At 64.9% G+C, this 19,020-nt stretch carries 17 protein-coding genes; 6 read left to right on the top strand and 11 right to left on the bottom strand.

Features of this window, described 5'->3' with window-relative positions:
• From B3T59_RS13260 to B3T59_RS13225, 8 genes are all read right to left on the bottom strand, one after another.
• On the bottom strand, positions 1-781 hold a 781-nt coding region (locus B3T59_RS13260), incomplete at its 3' end, for an MCE family protein (protein ID WP_287003753.1).
• A gap of 1 nt (position 782) precedes the next feature.
• Positions 783-1,934 (bottom strand): MCE family protein, encoded by a 1,152-nt coding sequence (locus B3T59_RS13255; RefSeq protein ID WP_287003752.1) that lies wholly within the window; start codon positions 1,932-1,934, stop codon positions 783-785.
• A complete protein-coding gene (locus B3T59_RS13250; RefSeq protein WP_287003751.1) occupies positions 1,931-2,998 on the bottom strand; it encodes an MCE family protein in 1,068 nt (355 codons plus the stop codon). The genes B3T59_RS13255 and B3T59_RS13250 overlap by 4 nt, the downstream gene beginning before the upstream one ends.
• A complete protein-coding gene (locus B3T59_RS13245) occupies positions 2,991-4,169 on the bottom strand; it encodes an MCE family protein (RefSeq protein ID WP_287003750.1) in 1,179 nt (392 codons plus the stop codon). Before B3T59_RS13245 ends, B3T59_RS13250 begins: the two co-directional genes overlap by 8 nt.
• Before the next feature lie 4 nt (positions 4,170-4,173).
• A complete protein-coding gene (locus B3T59_RS13240; RefSeq protein ID WP_287003748.1) occupies positions 4,174-5,025 on the bottom strand; it encodes an MlaE family ABC transporter permease in 852 nt (283 codons plus the stop codon).
• A 3-nt stretch (positions 5,026-5,028) separates the two neighbouring features.
• Complete coding sequence (locus B3T59_RS13235) at positions 5,029-5,793, bottom strand: MlaE family ABC transporter permease (RefSeq protein WP_064862655.1); 765 nt, start codon at positions 5,791-5,793, stop codon at positions 5,029-5,031.
• 60 nt (positions 5,794-5,853) lie between these two features.
• Entirely contained in the window at positions 5,854-6,744 is an 891-nt protein-coding gene (locus B3T59_RS13230) for a 3-oxoacyl-ACP reductase (protein ID WP_287003746.1), read from the bottom strand.
• Between the two features lie 84 nt (positions 6,745-6,828).
• Positions 6,829-7,017, bottom strand: a complete 189-nt coding sequence (locus B3T59_RS13225) for a ferredoxin (protein ID WP_064862653.1) — start codon at positions 7,015-7,017, stop codon at positions 6,829-6,831.
• Between the two features lie 107 nt (positions 7,018-7,124).
• Between B3T59_RS13225 and B3T59_RS13220 the strand changes: the two genes are divergently transcribed.
• The 4 genes from B3T59_RS13220 (at position 7,125) to B3T59_RS13205 (ending at position 12,444) form a co-directional block, all read left to right on the top strand.
• The gene (locus B3T59_RS13220) at positions 7,125-8,327 is read left to right on the top strand and encodes an acyl-CoA dehydrogenase family protein (protein WP_251722291.1); all 1,203 of its coding nucleotides are present in this window, start codon (positions 7,125-7,127) and stop codon (positions 8,325-8,327) included.
• A gap of 119 nt (positions 8,328-8,446) precedes the next feature.
• Positions 8,447-9,613: an acyl-CoA dehydrogenase family protein gene (locus B3T59_RS13215; RefSeq protein ID WP_251722292.1), complete on the top strand. Its 1,167-nt coding sequence runs from the start codon at positions 8,447-8,449 to the stop codon at positions 9,611-9,613.
• A 12-nt stretch (positions 9,614-9,625) separates the two neighbouring features.
• Entirely contained in the window at positions 9,626-11,122 is a 1,497-nt protein-coding gene (locus tag B3T59_RS13210; RefSeq protein ID WP_287003744.1) for a long-chain-fatty-acid--CoA ligase, read from the top strand.
• A 329-nt stretch (positions 11,123-11,451) separates the two neighbouring features.
• Positions 11,452-12,444 (top strand): type IV toxin-antitoxin system AbiEi family antitoxin domain-containing protein, encoded by a 993-nt coding sequence (locus tag B3T59_RS13205; protein WP_287003743.1) that lies wholly within the window; start codon positions 11,452-11,454, stop codon positions 12,442-12,444.
• A 199-nt stretch (positions 12,445-12,643) separates the two neighbouring features.
• Here B3T59_RS13205 and B3T59_RS13200 read toward each other — a convergent pair whose 3' ends face one another.
• Positions 12,644-13,774, bottom strand: coding sequence for an NAD(P)H-dependent flavin oxidoreductase (locus tag B3T59_RS13200; protein WP_287003757.1), 1,131 nt, complete (start codon positions 13,772-13,774; stop codon positions 12,644-12,646).
• A 19-nt stretch (positions 13,775-13,793) separates the two neighbouring features.
• On the bottom strand, positions 13,794-15,440 hold the full coding sequence (locus B3T59_RS13195; RefSeq protein ID WP_287003741.1) for an acyl-CoA synthetase: 1,647 nt from the start codon (positions 15,438-15,440) through the stop codon (positions 13,794-13,796).
• Positions 15,441-15,517: 77 nt separating this feature from the next.
• Between B3T59_RS13195 and B3T59_RS13190 the strand changes: the two genes are divergently transcribed.
• Together B3T59_RS13190 and B3T59_RS13185 are read left to right on the top strand one after the other, a co-directional pair.
• The gene (locus B3T59_RS13190; RefSeq protein WP_251722296.1) at positions 15,518-16,300 is read left to right on the top strand and encodes a crotonase/enoyl-CoA hydratase family protein; all 783 of its coding nucleotides are present in this window, start codon (positions 15,518-15,520) and stop codon (positions 16,298-16,300) included.
• Positions 16,301-16,408: 108 nt separating this feature from the next.
• Positions 16,409-17,860, top strand: coding sequence for a cytochrome P450 (locus B3T59_RS13185; protein ID WP_287003739.1), 1,452 nt, complete (start codon positions 16,409-16,411; stop codon positions 17,858-17,860).
• 7 nt (positions 17,861-17,867) lie between these two features.
• Here the strand turns inward: B3T59_RS13185 and B3T59_RS13180 are convergent, their stop codons facing one another.
• A complete protein-coding gene (locus B3T59_RS13180; protein ID WP_287003755.1) occupies positions 17,868-18,905 on the bottom strand; it encodes an LLM class F420-dependent oxidoreductase in 1,038 nt (345 codons plus the stop codon).
• Between the last annotated feature and the right edge of the window lie 115 nt (positions 18,906-19,020).

Below are 19,020 nucleotides of genomic sequence, written 5' to 3'. Positions count from 1 at the left end.
TGAACGCCGTGATGTCGCTCATCGCGGAATCCAGATTGTGCATCGCGCCGTCAAGCTGCGTCGTGTTGTCGGCGAGAACATCTGTCACAGAGGCGATCCGGCCGTTGAACTGGACCAGCTCCTCGTGACTCGTCGAGAGCGCGTCGGTCAGCTTCTGCAGGTTGCGAATCGTCGAGAAGAGGTCGTCGCGGCCCGACGACAGCGTCGACATCACGTCGGAGAGGTTGGTGATCGACGAATTGATCGCCTCACCGTTGCCCTGCAGATTCTTGTCGGCGACGTCCATCAGCTTGGCAGCCGATCCCTTGTCGGCGCCATCGGGTCCGATCGCCTTGGTCAGACTCGAGAGTTGCTTCTTGACGTCGTCCCACTCCATCGGAACAGCGGTGCGCTCCATGGGAATCGCGCTGCCGTCGTTGAGCTGCTCTCCGCCCGCGTAGACCGGAGTCAGTTGGACGAACCGGCCGGAAACGAGACTCTGGGCCACCACCACGGCCCGCGCGTCGGCCGGAATCGCCGTCGACCGATCGACGTCGAGCGTCACCTTCACATCGCCCGCACGAGGCGTGATGGAGCCGACCTTTCCGACGCGGACGCCGAGCACACGCACGGTGTCGCCGGTGTAGAGACCGTTCACCGACGGAAAATAGGCGGTGATCGTCTTGGTGGTCGCCCGGTCGTAGACCGCGTATCCGATGATGGCCGCCAGAACCAGCAACGCCACCAGACCCGCTGCGCCCCATGCCTTTCGACTCCCCGGAAGGGAACGACGGAATGTCATGTCAGCCACCTGCCGTCGGAGTCGGGTAGGTGGGCGGCGGCGCCGGTGCGGTGTTCTTCGGCGGGGAAGGCGGTGCTTGGCTCCATGCCTGCGGCAGCAGCGGGAAACCGCTGTAGCCGAACGCCTTCCACGCCTCGGGATACTTCTGCTGAAGAATCTTCATGAACGTCGCGGTGTAATCGCCGAAAGTACTGACGCCGACCAGGGATTCGAACCGTGGACCCGATGCGACGGCCTCGCCGAGCGCGTTGGCGTACGGCCCCAGCCGGTCGAGAGTCTGTTTGAGGTTCTCCTCGTTGTCGTTGAGGATGTCGAGCACACCGTCGAGTTTCGTCAGTGCAGGCCGCAATTGTTCGTTGTTCTCCTTGATGAATCCGGAGATCTGCTCGGCGACGTTGCGGGTACCACTGATGAGCTGCGCGATGGCGGTGCGTCGGAACTGCAGTTCGCCGACAAGCGAATTGGCGTCCACGAGAAGCTGATTGATCTGCTTGCTCCGATCACCGATGACGTCGGTGACACCGTTGGCCTTGGCCAGCAGTGCACGAAGGTTGTTGTCGCGGTCGGCAATCGCCTTGGACAGCCGTGACACGCCGTCGACCGCGCCCTGTACTTCGTCGGGTGTCGACGAGAACGTCACCGACAGGGTGTCGAGGGCCTTGTTGAGCTGATCGGTGTCGGTCTGTGCGAGCGAATTGGTCGACTCGTCGAGAGCGTCGGAGAGTGAATACGGCGCGATGGTGTTCCGGTTGGCGATCGACTCGCCCGGCCGGATCCGTCCACCGCCGTGCGGCAGAATTGTCAGATTCCTTCTGCCGAGCACTGTTTCGGTCTTGATCGCGGCCTGCGTGTCCGTACCCATCACCACGGTGTCGTTCATGCGGAAGGTGACCGAGGCCTTCGTGCCCTGGTCGGTCGGTGCGAGCACGATGTTCTCGACCGTACCGACCTTCACGCCGGAGACCGTCACGATGTCGCCGGTCACCAGCCCGCCTGCGTCGTCGAAATACGCGGTGTATCTGCTGATCGGTGACAGATACGGCAGCTTGTCCATCTGCATCGCGACGATCACGACCATCGCGGTGACGACAACGCCGATGAGGCCGATCTGCACTCTGCTGCGCCCGTTGAGGAGCGCCCGCTTCTCGCTCATGTGGCCGCGCACCTCCCGCCGGCCTTGGTGGTATCGCCCATCACGTCGTTGGAGGTGAAGAAGTACTGCTTGCCGTCGGGTCCGCTGAGCAGCAACCGGATTCGACAGAAGTAGATCTGCAGCCATGCACCGTAGCTGCCGAGATTGGAGAGCTTCTTGAAGTCATTGGGGAGTCGTCCCGCGAGTTGCCGCAGGTATGGCTCCGACTTCAACAGGTTGCCCGAGACCGTGCCCGTCTCGGCGACGATCTGCTTGAGATCGGGACGCGTCGCACCGAGCAACCCCGACAGTCCGTTGGTCACCGCGGCCGTCTGCGTCAGCGCGTTCCCGATGGTTCCGCGCTGTGCCGACAGGCCGGTGATCAACTGCTGCATCTGATCGAGGCTGGTGTCGAGACCTTTCTTGTCGCCGTCGAGAATGCCGAGCGTCTGGTTGAGGTTGTCGATGACGTCGCCGATCAATTGATCACGATCGGCGAGCGCGCCGGTGAACGACGACGTCTGCGCGAGCAGATTGGTCAACGCCTCCCGCTGCGCTCGGCCCTGAAAGACCTCGATCAACGACGCCGACAGTTGGTTCACCTCGTCGGGGTCGAGCGTGCGGAACAACGGTTTGAACCCGCCGAGCAACTTGTCGAGGTCCATCGCGGGCTCGGTCTGTCCGATCGGGATCGTCGCTCCCGAGGGCAGTGTGTCGTCGGGATCGCCCTCGCCTTGCTCGATGTCGACATAGCGGTCGCCCGTGAGGTTCTCGTAGCGAATCAACGCACGCACGGATCTGGGTAATCGGTACTTCTCGTCGACGCTGAACGACACCTCGGCGTCGTTGCTTCGCGTCAACCCGACCTTGTGCACGGTGCCGACCTGCACGCCGGCGATCTTCACTTTCGACCCCGACTTCATCTCCGACGCACTCGTGAAGATCGCGGAGTAGTCCGACGACGATCCAGGTCGGTAGTTGCTGAACACGGCGACGAGGCCGACGAAGACCAAGACCATGACCGTCGCGAATGCGCCCAGCTTGATGACGGTGGCGCGGAATGCGCGAGTGCGATTGTCAACCACGGGCGGGCTCCCCGAAGAGCACCTGGAAGAGCTTCTCGCGTGAGGCCTTCGGAGTGGTGCGTGGCTGGTAGGGCACGGGAGCGTTGTCGGTCACGTAGAAGCCGGTGTTGACGTCGGTTGTCGGGTTGCTCAACGCTCCTTCGCAGGTCGGCGGGCCGTCGGCACCGACGATCGGCAGGCTCTGCGGATACGTGTACGGGTCGGTGCCCGGCTGCAATCCCGCATACAACAGCAGATTGTTGTTCTTTCCGCCGAGCATCGGCTTGGCGAGATCCGCGGCCTGCGCGCTCGCGGTCAAAAAGCATGTGAGTCCCGGCGACTGGTAGCCGAGGAGCCGCGCGACGGGGTTCAGGTTCGACAACGAATCGATCAGCGTCTGCTTGGGCGGCGAGAGTACCCCGTTGATCGTATTGGCCATCCCCGTCGCGTTGATCAGCAGTGCGTCGAGGTTGGCCGAGTTGTCGAGCAATGTGTTGCCGAGGAACGTCGCGTTGTCGACAGTCCGCATGAGATCCGGCATGGCGTCGGCGTACACATTGGTCGCTCCCGCGGCCTGTTCGATCGCCTCGTTGAGCTCCGGCAGATGAGGGTTGGTCTTCGCGAGCAACCCCGACAGTTGGTCGAGCGACGCACCGATCTGCTTGCCCTGTCCCGACAGCGCGGTGTCGACGGCGCCCATGACGGCATTGAGCTTCTCGGGCTGGAGGTCGGCGAGCACGTTGACCAACTGTTGGAAGACAGTGTTGAGTTCGACGACGACGCGGTCGGCCGCGATCACCTGGCCCGCGTAGAGGTGGCCCTGCGGTCCGGACTCGGGGACCACCAGGTTGACTGCCTTGGCCCCGAAAACCGTGTTGGACTTGATGTCGGCGGTCACGTTCTGCGGGATCTGCGACATCTTGTCGGAGTCGATGTCGAGATCGAGCACCGCGTGGCCGTCGGTCTGCCTGATCGTCGCAACCCTGCCGACCTGCACGCCGCGCAGTTTCACCTTGGCGTCGGGGCTCATCACCAGACCGGCGCGCGGGGTATTGAGAGTGACCGATTGGGTGTCGGCAAACCACCCGAGGAACTGTGCGCCCGCACCGACGACAACCGCGACGAGGCCACCCACCATGATCACCGCCGCCGTCTTGCGGACCAGCGGGCTCCGCTCCTGTCTGCGCGCCATCTGATCAGCCCGCCAGGTTGAACTTGCCGTCGGCGCCGTAGATGGCGAGCGAAGTGAGCAACGTGATGACGACGACGACCACCAGCGACGCGCGCACCGCGTTGCCGACCGCGACGCCGACGCCGACCGGACCGCCGTCGGCGTTGTAGCCGTAGTAGGTGTGGATCAGCATCACCGCGATGGCCATACAAATGGCCTGCACGAACGACCAGAGAATGTCCGACGGGATCAGGAACGTGTTGAAGTAGTGGTCGTACACACCCGACGACTGCCCGTAGATGACGACCGTCGCAAATCGGCTGGCGACGAAGGCGGCCAGGGAGGCGAGCGAGTAGAGCGGGATGATCGCGATCATGCCCGCGATGATGCGCGTGCTGACCAGGTAGGGAATCGACGAGATCGCCATGGTCTCGAGTGCGTCGATCTCCTCGCTGACCCGCATGGCGCCCAACTGCGCTGTCGCTCCCGCACCGATCGTCGCGGCGAGCGCGATACCCGCGATCACCGGAACCGCGATGCGGACGTTGATGAACGCCGAGAAGAATCCCGTCAGCGCCTCGACACCGATGTTGGCCAGCGAGCTGTAGCCCTGGACGGCGATGGTGCCGCCGGTGAACAACGTCAGGAATCCGACAACGACGACGGTGCCGCCGATCATCGCCAGGGCACCCGAACCCATGGAGATCTCCGCGATCAGCCGGAGCGTCTCTTTCTTGTACTGGCGTACCGCTCGCGGGATCGCGACAAGGCTGTCCCAGTAGAAGAGAGCCTGATCGCCGATTTGGTTCCAGTCGTCGCCCGCGCGTTTGATCGCGACTCTGGCGGTCTGGAGCCGCGTCGTGAAGGGAAGGACCATTGCTCAGCCCGCCGTCGCCTTCACGCCGACCGCGGTGACAACGACGTTGACCACGAACAGAGCCATGAAGGAGTAGACGACGGTCTCGTTCACAGCATCGCCGACGCCCTTGGCACCGCCCTTGACGTTCAGTCCCTGATAGCAGCCGACCAATCCCGCGAACAGCCCGAACAGCGCCGCTTTGACCATCGAGATCATCAGTTCGCCGAAGCCGGTCAGCAGCGTCAGGCTCGCGAGGAAGGCACCTGGATTCACATCCTGCAGGTACACGGAGAACAGGAACCCGCCGCCGATACCGATCGTGCACACGAGGCTGTTGAGCAACAGCGCCACGCCGGTCGAGGCGATCACACGGGGAACCACGAGCCGATGCACCGGATTGATCCCGAGCACCTCCATCGCGTCGATCTCCTCGCGGATCGTCCGAGCGCCGAGGTCGGCGCAGATGGCCGTGGCACCCGCGCCCGCGACGATGAGCACCGTGACGATGGGACCGATCTGAGTGATCGTGCCGAGCGCCGCGCCGGCTCCCGACAGGTCTTGCGCACCGATCTCACGCAGCAGGATGTTCAGCGTGAAGCTGACGAGCACGGTGAAGGGGATCGCCACGAGCAGCGTCGGCATCATCGAGACACGCGCGATCGCCCACGATTGCTCGACCGTCTCCCGCCACTGAAAAGGGCGGTGAAACAGCTCGCGAAATGAATCGACCCCTAGGGCAACGAAGTCGCCGATCTGCTCCAGCGGCGCGTCAAGCCTGCGCGACAAACGTCTGCTCCTCTTCCCCGGTTTCCAAGCAACCTAGCACGCAAAACTCACAGAAGTGGGTCAGTTGACCAGCCCACGCGCCGTGAAGGTTTTCGACGGATCCCGTTCCGCGAAATACGACGTCAGCGACTTCGTCAAATCGTCGGCGTTCCAGGCGTCGCCCTCGGCTTCGAAGACCTCATCGACGGTCGGCGCGGCCATCAGGGTAACGCGCGGACCGTAGACGACGAAGACCTGTCCGGTCACGTCGTCGGAGTCGGGCGAGGCGAGAAAATTCACGAGTCGTACGACATGCTCGGGCGACAGCGGGTCGACGCCATCGGTGGGTGCTTCACCGAACACCGCGGCGGTCATCGCGGTCCGCGCACGCGGGCAGATCGCGTTCGCACGCACGCCGTATCGCTTGAGCGCGCGCGACGAGGAGAGGGTGAGCGCAGTGATCCCGGCCTTGGCTGCGGCGTAGTTCGCCTGCCCCTCGGGGCCCAGCAGGCCGGCTTCCGACGAGGTGTTGATCAGACGCCCGTAGACCGGTCCGCCCGCCTTCTTCGACTCACCACGCCAGTAGGCGCCCGCGTTGCGGTTGAGCAGGAAGTGCCCCCGCAGGTGGACCCGGATCACCAGATCCCATTCGTCGTCGGTCATGTTGAAGAGCATCTTGTCGCGGACGACGCCGGCGTTGCTGACCACGATGTCGAGTCGGCCGAGATCCTCGGTGGCAACGCGCATGATCTCAGCGGCCACGCCGGAGTCGGAGATATCGCCCGCGACGGGCACCGCTCGGCCGCCCGCGGCGGCGATGGTGTCGATCGTGTCGCTGGCGTCGAGTGAGTTCGCGAGGTCGTTGACGATCACCGTCGCACCCGCCGACGCGAGACCGATCGCCTCGGCTCTGCCGAGACCCGCGCCTGCGCCGGTGACCACGGCGACTCGATCATCAAGTGACTGCACCATCACGAACCCCTCTCGATTACTAGAACCTGTTCTAACATGCGACCTCTGAGTGCCGGAAGCGAACCCCCGAAACCACGCGTGGATTCACTCGAGCCGCAGCGCCGACTTGGGGCATCCGGCCACTGCCCGACGCACCTCGTCGACCTTGTCGTCGGGCACCTCTTCGGACAGAATTACCAGGTAGTCGTCGTCATCGAGGTCGAAGAACTCGGGTGCGAATCCGACACACACACCGTTGGCCTCGCACAGGTCGAAATCCGCCTTGATTCGCATCAGTACCCCTCTTCGTTGTCAGGTCCGCTGGTTGACGGCTGAGTGGATACAGGTTAGAACGTGTTTCAGAAGTTGGCGAGTGCCCACCGGAATCACAGGGGTCGAAGATGCGCATCGCATACACAGAGCAACAGGCCGATCTCCGTCGCGAGCTGCGGTCGTACTTCGCGGGATTGATGACCGACGAACGACGCGCCGCACTCACTGGCGGCGACGGCGAACTCGGCGAGGGCGACGCCTACCGCGACGTCGTGGCACAGATGGGTTCGGACGGCTGGCTCGCGCTGGGCTGGCCGACCGAGTTCGGCGGTCAGAACCGCTCGATGATGGACCAGTTGATCTTCACCGACGAAGCCGCGATCGCGGGCGCGCCTGTCCCGTTTTTGACGATCAACTCGGTCGCGCCGACGATCATGAACTACGGCACCGACGAGCAGAAAGCGTTCTTCCTGCCCAAGATCGCAGCGGGCGAACTGCACTTCTCGATCGGCTACTCCGAGCCGGCCGCAGGCACCGATCTCGCAGCTCTACGCACAACCGCCGTGCGCGATGGCGACGAGTACGTGATCAACGGACAGAAGATGTGGACGTCACTGGTCGCCTACGCCGACTACATCTGGCTGGCGTGCCGCACCGACCCGTCGACCCTCGAACCCGGCGGGAAGAAGCACAAGGGCATCTCGATGCTCATCGTCCCGACCGACAGCGCCGGCTTCGACTACACCCCGGTGCACACGATGTCGGGTGTCGACACGTCGGCCACCTACTACTCCGACGTCCGGGTGCCGGTCAGCGCGCGGGTCGGCGAAGAGGGTGGCGGCTGGCCGCTCGTGACCAACCAGCTCAACCACGAGCGCGTGGCGTTGTGCAGCGCCGCCCCCGTGCAGACCGCGCTTCGCGAAACAGTCGCCTGGGCACAGCAACACAAGACCGGCGACGGCCAGCGGGTCATCGACGCACCCTGGGTGCGCACCAACCTCGCGCGGGTACACGCGAAGGTCGAGTACCTGAAGTTGATCAACTGGAAGATCGCCTCGGCCGCGGCATCCGGCGGATCGCCGAGTCCTGCCGACGCCTCGGCCACCAAGGTCTTCGGCACCGAATTCTCCACTGAGGCCTACCGTTTGCTGATGGAAGTCGTCGGACCCGCCGCGACGCTCCGGCAGGATTCGCCCGGCGCCCAGCTCCACGGTCGACTCGAGCGCTACCAGCGCACCTCCCTGATCCTCACCTTCGGCGGCGGCACCAACGAGATCCAGCGCGACATCATCGGCATGCTGGCCCTTGGCCTCCCGCCCGCCCGCCGCTGAGCGACCGCCTCCACCCGCCGACCGAGCCCACCACCGCTGATCGACCCCACCACCGCTGATCGACCCCACCACCGCTGATCGAGCTTGTCGAGATCACCACCCACCGAGGAGCACCCGCCATGGACTTCACCCTCCCCGAGACCGCAAGGGCGGTGCGCGATCTCGCCGCCGACATCGCGACCAAGATCAGCACCCACGAGCGAGTCGCTGCGCTCGAAGCCTCGTCGGCGCCGCTGGACGACCAGCTCTGGCGTGAACTCGCGGCAGCGGGCCTGCTCGCTCTCGAACTTCCAGAAACCCTCGCGGGCGACGCCGCAGGCGACCTCTCGACCGTCGAGAACACCGCCGTCGCAGAGCAACTCGGCACGCACCTCGCCCGCGTCCCCTTCGGACAGCACGCGATCGCGGCCGGCCCGATCCTCGCCCGATACGCCGCCACGAAGCTCGCAGCCGAGCTACTGCCCCGCCTCGCCGACGGCACACTCATCGCAACCGCCGCCGTCGAAGAAGACCTCGGCGACGACGCACTCTCACCCACAACCACTCTGACTCGAACCGACGACGGATACGTACTGCGCGGCAGCAAGATCAACGTCGGCTACGCCGCTGCGGCAGGGCTGCTATTGGTCACCGCACATGATCCCGATTCGGTCGCGGTCGCAGTCGTCGATGCCTCCGCCACCGGCATCACGATCACCGAAACCCGCACCACCGGCCTCACCCCGACCCATCACGTCGAGTTCTCCGACGTCGCACTCGACGACGCCCACGTCCTGCACGGCGTCGACGTCGTATCCGACCTCGTCGATCGCCTCACCCTCGCGGTCTGTGCAGAGCAGTCCGGTGTGCTCGCCGCCGCGCTGGACGCCACCGCACACTACGCCCGCGAACGTGAACAGTTCGGGCGGCCGATCGGCTCGTTCCAGGCCGTCGCGCAGCGTCTCGCGGACGGCTACATCGACGTCTCGGCGCTGTCGCTGACCACCACCCAGGCCTCGTGGCTCCTCGCGCAGTCCGACACCGGATCGTCCGGCGACCCCGAGCACCCCGAAACCACCGGAAGCGCAGGCGTTTCCGCTGCCATCGCAACCGCGAAGTTCTGGGCAGCGGAGTCGGGGCATCGAGTAGCGCACACGGCCGTCCACGTCCACGGTGGCGTCGGCTTGGACACGAGCCACCCCACGCACCGATACTTCCTGCGCGCCAAGCAGAATGAATTCACCCTCGGATCTGCCAACACATCGCTCCGACGGCTCGGCGACGCTCTCGCGGCCGAGCCTGCATGACAATACGCCGTCGTGACCGTCACCGATATCCTGTCGAAACTGGCCGACGTCACCGACCGTGGACTATACGTCGACGACGACTTCGTCACGTGGAGTGAGCATCTGCGACGCTCCGCGCAACGCGCAGCCGCTGTCACCGGCCTGTTGACCGACGGCCGACCGCCCCACGTCGGCGTGCTGATGAGCAACGTCGCCGAGTTCAGCTATCTGATCGCTGCGGCGGCGCTCGGCGAGTTCGTCGTCGTCGGACTCAACACCACCCGTCGTGGCGCGGCCCTCGCCGCCGACATCGCCACCGCCGACTGCGATCTGGTCCTCACCGACTCCGACACCCGGCACCTCCTCGCCGACGTCGACATCGGCGCGCGAACGATCGACGTCGACTCCGACGAGTGGCCGAAACTACTTGCACCCCATGTCGAGACACTCGTCGAGTTCCCCGCTTCCGCCGACGACGATCTGCTGATGCTGATCTTCACGTCCGGCACCACCGGCGAACCGAAGGCGGTCCGCTGCACCCATCGCACGTTCGCCGCAAGCGGCACGATGCTCGCCGAACGTTTCGACATCGGCCCAACCGACAACATCTACCTCTCGATGCCGATGTTCCACTCCAACGCCACCATCGCCGGCTGGTCGGTCGCGGTGGCAGGTGCAGCGTCGATCACGTTGCGGCGCAGATTCTCTGCGAGCGCTTTCCTCCCCGACGTCCGTCGCTACGGCATCACCTACGCCAACTACGTCGGCAAGCCACTCAACTACATCCTGGCGACCCCCGAGAACCCCGACGACGCCGAGAACCCGCTTCGGATCGTCTACGGCAACGAGGCGTCGGCACGCGACCGACGACGCTTCGCCACCCGATTCGGGTGCAGCGTCATCGACGGTTTCGGTTCCACCGAGGGAGGTGTCGCCATCACCCGCACTCCCGACACTCCCGACGACGCCCTCGGACCGTTGCGCTCACCGACAGCCGTCGTCGACCCGGAAACCGGCGAGCCCACACCTCCGGGCGAGGTCGGCGAGATCGTGAATACCTCTGGCCCAGGACTCTTCAGCGGCTATTACCGCGACGACGCCGCGACTGCAGAACGCATGCGCGGCGGGGTTTATCACACCGGCGACCTCGGCTGGGTCGACGACTCCGGCTACATTCACTTCGCCGGACGCCTCGGCGAGTGGATGCGCGTCGACGGCGAGAACCTCGGCGCCGGACCGATCGAGCGAATCCTACTGCGCAACAACCATATCCAACAGGCTGCGGTGTACGGGGTGCCCGTCGAGATCGGCGACGAGATCGAGGCCGTCCTGGTCGCCCCAACACTCGGACCATCAGAGTTCACCGACTTCCTCGCCGCCCAGCGCGATCTCGGCCCCAAGCAATGGCCCCACCGCGTGCGCATCGTCGACGCACTGCCCGAGACCGCGACCTTCAAGACACTCAAACGCACTCTGCGCGAGGCTGATTCACCCGCGACCTGGACGCGCCACGGCCACACGTACGGCTGACCATCACCCGCCACCGCCGCTCCACCCGGCCTGCACCGCCCACCCCTCCCCGCCGCCGTCGCCGTCGCCGTCGCCGCGCCGTCGCCGCGCAGAAACTAGGGGAAGGCTTCTTTCCCCCACTCTCCGACCCCTCCCCGCAAAACTTCGCGCGGAAACCCCAGAAACTCGAGGAAAAGTCGCGCCCCAACCCCGTCCACGTTGCCCGCGCCCTGCACCCCCAACCATCATCGGCACGACGACTTGTCCACAACGCCGCGAATCTGACCTACTTATCCACAGCCCGCCGTCGTCGACGACTCCCTTCCGCGACTTTCAGCCACGATCAGTCCGTGACCACATTCCCCGTATCCGACCCCGAAGGGTCAACGTCCGACAGCCGAATCATTTACCGACGCAGCGTAATCAGCGAGGGCGGCACCGACCGCGACATCCAACGTGCGCTCAAAGAACGACAGATCGACCGATTACGCCACGGCTCGTACGTGTCGTCTTCCGCGTACGCCGACCTCGAAAACCACGAACGCACCGAGACCAGATACCGCGACACGGTCGTGGCCGCGGCACGCAGCGGCACCTCCCGCCGATACCTCAGCCATCAGTCCGCGGCGGCCATGCTCGACGTGCCGCTCCTCGACCCCGACCGCTCAGCCGTGCATTTCGTTTCAGAGCGTTCCGGGCGCACGTCGCCAGGACTCGTCATCCATCAGGCACCGATCCCCGACCACCATCTGGTGACCGTCGACGGATTCCAGGTCACGTCGATCGAGCGAACCGTCTGCGACGTCGCGCGTCTCGGCACCTTCCGACAAGCTGTCTGCGCCCTCGACAGCGGGCTCTACCAGGGGCGCATACGCGAGCAACCCGTCGACCTTCAGCACATCGTCGACGCGCTCGGCCCCTGCCACGGGATCAACGTCCTCCGAACCGCGCTGCCCCTCGTCACCGACCAGTCAGAGTCGATCGGCGAAACGATCAGCCGCTGCATCCTCTGCGACGCCGAACTCCTCCCGAACCCAGAACTGCAGGTCGTGATCACCCTCCCCGACGGCACCACCTTCCGCTGCGACTTCGGCTGGCGCGACTCGACCGGCCGACTGCGCGTAGTCGGCGAGTTCGACGGTCGGATCAAGTACCACCGCGAGTCCGCCGCCAGCGGCCACGCACTTCCCGAAGAAGTGATCTACGACGAGAAGCTGCGCGAGGATGCCATCCGAGCCCGCGACATCACCGTCGTGCGCTGGAATTGGAACGACCTCGCCGCCCCTCGACGCCTCGTCGGACGAATTCACGATGCGTTGCAACGCGGCGGCGTCGTCGAGTGACCCGCGACGTCGAGTGTCCGCCCACGCAGAAACTAGGGGTAACGATCCTTCCCCCACTCTCCGACCCCTCCCCGCAAAACTTCGCGCGGAAACCTCAAAAACCCACGGAAAGAACCCTTCCCCGACTTCCTGCCCGGCCGCCCACCCTGCCCACGCCCCGACCTCCGACCTCCGACGACCACAACCCCGCGCCAGCCACCTACTCCAGCGTCTTCCCGAGCCGTGCTGCGGACTCCTGGTACTCGCTGACCAGGTCGGCGACCAGTTCGGCGACAGGGGTGATCGAGTTGAGCCGGCCGACGATCTGGCCCGCGGGCATGGCGACGACGCCTGCGTCGTCGGCATGCGAGATCCGCGCGTGCGCTTCCCCTACGAGCAGATTCTGCAGCGGCATCGGCAGCGGCTCCGGAGCGCCGGGGGCATCCCAGGCGTCGGTCCACTTCGTCTTCAACAGTCGGGCGGGCTTGCCCGAGTAGATCCGACGACGAACGGTGTCCCTCGACGACGCCGCGAGCAACGCCTTCTGCACCGTCGACGGCCCGTCGCCGGTGGCGCCGAGTCGGTACTCGGCCGCGGTCAGCCAGTACGTGCCCATCCACACACCTTGTGCGCCAAGGGCTATCGCCGCTGCCATCTGCCGACCACTGCCGACGCCGCCCGCTGCCAGCACGGGTGCGCGGTCGCCGACGGCGTCGACGAGTTCGGGCCAGAGCACCATCGACGTCACCTCGCCGGTGTGCCCGCCACCCTCGTAGCCTTGTGCGATCACGATGTCGACGCCCGCTTCGACATGATGCAGCGCATGGTCTTTCGCGCCCGCAAGCGCTGCCACCTGCACACCATTCTCGTGCGCGACGCCGATCACGTCCGGCGGCGGTGAACCCAGCGCGTTCGCGATCAGTTTGATCTGTCCGTACTTTCGGGCGTGCGCCATCGCAACGTCGACGTGCGAACGCGCCACCGAGTGCAGCCAGCCGAGCACTCCGGCATCCACCCTGTTGCCGTCGGGAAGCGGCGGCACCCCGAGATCGTCGAGGGTACGTTCCACGAATGCCCGATGCTCGGGCGGAATCATCGACTCCAGGTCGAGTTTGCTTCCCTCCGTGGGGATCTTGGCAGGCATCACGACGTCGACGCCGAACGGCTTGCCGTCGGTGTTCTCGTGCATCCACTCGAGCACGTCATCGAGCTCCGACGCGTCGTTGAACCGTACACACCCGAGGACACCCATTCCGCCTGCCCGGCTGATCGCGGCCGCGACCTCCTGACTTGGCGTGAAGCCGAAGATCGGATAGTCGATACCGAACCTCTCGGTCAGCTCCGTGCGAATCACTCTCTCGCCCATATCTTTACGCCCTTCCACTGACGGCCAGTGCCGACGCATCGGCCGGTCGCGACTCGGTGATTTCTCTGCCCCATCGATAGTTCGGTTTACCCGCCGGAGACCGCTTGATCTCGTCGACATACCACACGCTGCGCGGACACTTGTATCCCGCAACCTGTTCGCGCACAACCTTGTTCAGGTCATCCAGGGTTGGTCTGGTGTCGTCACGAGTAGCGATGACCGCTGCGACACGTTGACCGTATCGTTCGTCGGGAACCCCGACGACAACCGTGTCGAACACATCCGGATGCGCCTTGAGCGCCGCTTCGACCTCTTCCGGAAAGACCTTCTCGCCACCGGTGTTGATCGACTGCGACCCGCGCCCCATCATCGTGATCGATCCGTCCGCTTCGACGGTCGCCAGATCACCGGGGATCGAGTAGCGAATCCCGTTGAACTCCTTGAAGGTTCGTTCGGTCTTTGCCGGATCGTTGTAGTAGCGCAGCGGAATGTTACCGGACCGAGCCAGGATTCCCACCTCGCCCGAGCCGGGCTCGACGGGCGTTCCGTCCTCACGCAGCACCACGGCGGCCTTGTCCGCGGTCACCCGAGGAGCACCCGTGTGCGACTGACCCTTCTGCGCCGCCGACATCCCGCTGAAACCCGTTTCCGACGACCCGATCGCGTCGATCACGAGCAGGTTCGGCAGAAGATCGAGGTACTCGTCCTTGACACTCGCAGAGAAGAGCGCAGCCGACGATGCCAGTGAGACAACGGAACTGGTGTCGTAGGCACGCCCGTCGGGATGTCCGGCCTGCAATGCGTCGACCATCGGACGCGCCATTGCATCTCCGGTGATCATCACGACGTTGACCTTGTGCCGCTCGATGATCTGCCAGGTACGGTGCGCGCCGAACTCCGGGTAGATCACGGCCTTGCCGCCGACGAAGAGTTCTTGGAACACAGCCCACTGCGATCCGCCGTGGATGAATGGCGGGATCGGAAAGCGCACCAGTTGGCCACCTGCCGCACCGTCACGAGCCTGCTGCCACTCGTCGGAGACCCGCTCACCGGTGTAGAAGCTGATGCCCCCGCCCAGAACCCGCCAAATGTCCTCCTGGCGCCAGACGACGCCCTTCGGGAATCCCGTCGTGCCGCCGGTGTAGAGCATGTACAGGTCGTCGTCGCTCCGCGGCTCGAAGTCACGATCGACGCTCCCCCTAACAATGGCGTCCCCATAGGGAATCGCGCCATCGGGGACAGATTCGTCGGTGCCGTCTTCGATGACGATCACGTGCGCCAATTCCGGTGCATTCGGTAACACGTTCCGTACGCGGTCACCGTATTGACGCTCGTAGATCAGAACCTTCATATCGGAGTCGGTGACGATGTGCTCGAGTTCGGCCGCGACGTACCGGTAGTTGACGTTCACCATCACCGCACGGACCTTGAAGATCGCCAGCATCGCGACGACGCATTCCAGGGTATTCCTGCTGTACAGGCCCACCGAGTCGGTCGGCCGGACACCGAGTGCGATCAGTTCGTGCGCAAGCGCGTTTGCCTCTCGCTCCAGCTCGACATATGTCATCGACCGACCGTCTGTTTCCAGTGCGGTCCGGTCGGGCATCAGGTCGACGGCGTGCTCGATCAGGTCGGCGATATGGAAGGCCATGACGACAAAATTAGAACGTGTTACTGTTTTCGGCAAGGCCTGTTCGGCTACCGATCACCAGCCACCAAGGAGCACCTATGCCGGAGTGCCTCGTCGAGAAGCGCGGCCACGTTCTCATCGTCACCATGAATCGCCCGGAAGCGCGTAACGCGTTGTCGACGGAGATGATGGCGCTCATGGAGGAGGCCTGGGATCAGGTCGACGCCGATCCCGACATTCGTGTCGCCATCCTGACCGGCGCGGGCGGATACTTCTGCGCGGGCGCCGACCTCAAGTCGATGAACGCCAAGCCCGCGGGCGACAAATTCGCCGACGGCGGGTGGGACCTCACCCGGATGCCCGCACTTCTCAAGGGTCGTCGACTCACCAAACCGCTCATCGCAGCCGTGGAGGGACCCGCGATCGCCGGGGGCACCGAGATCCTGCAGGGCACCGATATCCGCGTCGCGGGCGAGAGCGCGAAGTTCGGTGTGTCCGAAGCCAAATGGGGCCTGTTCCCCCTCGGCGGCAGCGCCGTCCGGCTCGTTCGTCAGATCCCGTACACCATCGCCGCCGACATCCTGCTCACCGGACGCCACATCACTGCAGCCGAAGCCAAGGAGTACGGCCTGATCGGCCACGTCGTGCCCGACGGTTCGGCACTCGACAAGGCACTCGACATCGCCGACGTCATCGCCGCCAACGGCCCGCTCGCCGTCCAGGCGATCCTCAAGACCATCCGCGACACCGAGGGAATGCACGAGGAGGACGCGTTCAAGATCGACGCCGACCTCGGGGTGCGCGTCTTCATGAGCAAAGACGCCAAAGTCGGCCCACGGGCATTCGCCAACAAGGAAAAGCCCGTCTTCACCGGCGAGTGACCACTCGCCCCCGAGTGACCACTCGCCGACAACTCCGAGTGACCACTCGCCGACAACCCCGAGTGACCACTCGTTGACAGGCCAACCGGAAGGCGGCAGGGTCGGAGCATGGCGCGGCTGCACATCGACAACGACTGGTCAGGTCAACGATTTCCGAGTCCCGGGCGTCGAAAGCCACTGATCGGCGACCTCGGCGTCGCCGATCCCCGCCATCCGCTGCTGAGCATGTTGACACTCGGCGCCAATCTCGGCCCGATCTACGAGATGCAGATCTTCCGCCAAAAGTTCGTCTTCATCGCCTCGGCCGAACTCACCGCGGAACTCTGCGATGAATCGCAGTACTGCAAGGCACTTCCACCCGCGATCGAGGCGCTACGCGACTACGCGGGCGACGGCCTTTTCACTGCCCGCAACGACGAGTCCAATTGGCAACTCGCACATGACCTTCTGATGCCCGCATTCACCAAGTCGGCCATGCGGTCCTATCACCCGATCATGCTGCAGACGGCCGGCGAACTGTTCGACTACTGGGACGCACTACCAACCGACCCCGCAGGCACCACCACCGTCGACGTCACGCGTGACATGACGAAGCTGACCATGGAAACGTTGAGCCGCACCGCATTCAGCCACGACTTCGGGTCCTTCACCTCCGCAGAGCAGCACCCGTTCGTCAGTGCCATGATCCGCGCGCTCGAGACCGGTCGACGCAAGGGTGGGCTGCGCACCGCGCCCGGCGGTCGCTACCTCACCGCCCTGCTCGACCGCCGCAACGCGCAGGCGCAGAACTACGTCGACGACCTGCTCGACGACCTCATCGCCGAACGCAAGCACACCACCGACCAGCACGACCTGCTCGGGATCATGCTCAACGTCGCACATCCCGAGACCGGAGAACGCCTGTCAGCGTTGAACATCCGGCACCAGATCCTCACCTTCCTCGTCGCGGGACACGAAACCACCTCAGGCGCTTTGTCATTCGCACTGTACTACCTGTCACAGCACCCCGAATGCCTGGCACAGGCGCAACGTGAAGCCGACGACGCACTCGGCGACGACCCGACGGCGATGCCGACTTTCGAGCAGGTGCCACGCCTGCGCTACATCCGGCGCGCGCTGGATGAGGCATTACGCATCTGGCCGACGGTGCCCGCATTCGCACGCAGCCCACGATCGACGACGATGCTCGGCGGACGGTATCGCATGACACCGGAAAACTGGGCGGTCATCATCCTCGCCCAGGTCCACCGCGATCCCACGGTCTGGGACGATCCCGACTCCTACGATCCGGATCGCTTCCTCCCCCAGAACGTCAAGAAGCGCCCGGTGCACACCTACAAACCGTTCGGCAACGGCGTACGCGCTTGCATCGGAAGACAATTCGCGCTCCACGAGTCGGTACTCGTCCTCGCGAGCCTGCTCCACAGATACGACGTCGCACCCGATCCCGACTATCACCTTCGTGTCGATGAGCGACTCACTATGGTGCCCAAGGACTTCTACGTCTCGTTGACACCGCGCAGAGTGCCCGCCCGGTTGTCGGAACAGCCCGTCGGCTGACGGCCGCTCACACCAACGTCGCGAGCTCGCGGATCGTAGCGGCGTCGCGCGTGGTCACCATCAGCATCGACACACCCGCCGACTTCCACTGCTTGATCTGCTCGCGCACCTCGTCGGCGGTACCGACGATCATCGTCTCGCGCACCATCTCGTCGGGCACCGCGGCGAGTGCCTCCTCCTTACGGCCCGCGAGGAACAGCCGCCCGATCTCGTCAACCACGTCGCCGTAGCCCATCCTGCGGTACAGCTCGGCGTGAAAGTTCTTCTCCTTGGCGCCCATCCCGCCCACGTACAGCGCGGTGGCAGGCCGATACGAATCGACGGCGGCGGCGACGTCGTCGGTGATCACCACCTGCACGGTGGCCGCGACCTCGAACTCGTCGCGAGTCCGACGCGCGCCGGATCGCGCGAATCCCTCGGCCAGCCACGACTCGTACTGGTCGGCGAGCGAGAGGCTGTAGAAGATCGCAAGCCAGCCGTCGGCGATCTCCGCCGTCTGCGCGACGTTCTTCGGGCCCTCCGCGCCCAACCAGATCGGGATGTCGGCGCGTAGCGGATGCGTGATCGGCTTGAGCGACTTGCCCAGCCCGGTCGCGCCGGGCGCGTCGGCCGGATACGGCAGCGGGTAGTGCGGTCCTGCGCTGCGTACTCGGTCGGAGCGCGACAGCACATCACGCACGATTTGTACGTATTCCCTTGTGCGAGCGAGTGGTTTGCCGAACGGCTGCCCGTACCACCCTTCGACGACCTGCGGTCCCGACACCCCCAGCCCGATGATGTGTCTGCCGCCCGAGAGATGGTCGAGGGTCAGCGCATGCATCGCGAGCGACGTCGGCGGTCGCGCCGACAACTGCGCAACTGCGGTCCCCAGACGTATCCGCGACGTCGCCGCGCCCCACCACGCCAGCGGGGTGTAGGCATCCGACCCCCACGACTCCGCGGTGAACACGGCGTCGAATCCCGACTCCTCGGCCGCCGCGATGAGCTCCGGGGCGTCGACGATGGGGTCCGCCCCCCAATATCCCAGTTGCAGCGCAAGTTTCACGGTCTCGACCTCTCCACGTCCCGCCGCGACGACAACCATCATCACGGCCTTGTGTCTCAATACTAGAACGTGTTCTACTCGAAGTGTGAGCAGCATCGACACATCTCCCGCCACG

The organism is Gordonia sp. UBA7860, from assembly GCF_002500165.1.
Classification (GTDB): Bacteria; Actinomycetota; Actinomycetes; order Mycobacteriales; family Mycobacteriaceae; genus Gordonia; species Gordonia sputi.
Note: the sequence above shows the minus strand (reverse complement) of the source record. Positions and strands in the feature narration are given on the sequence as shown.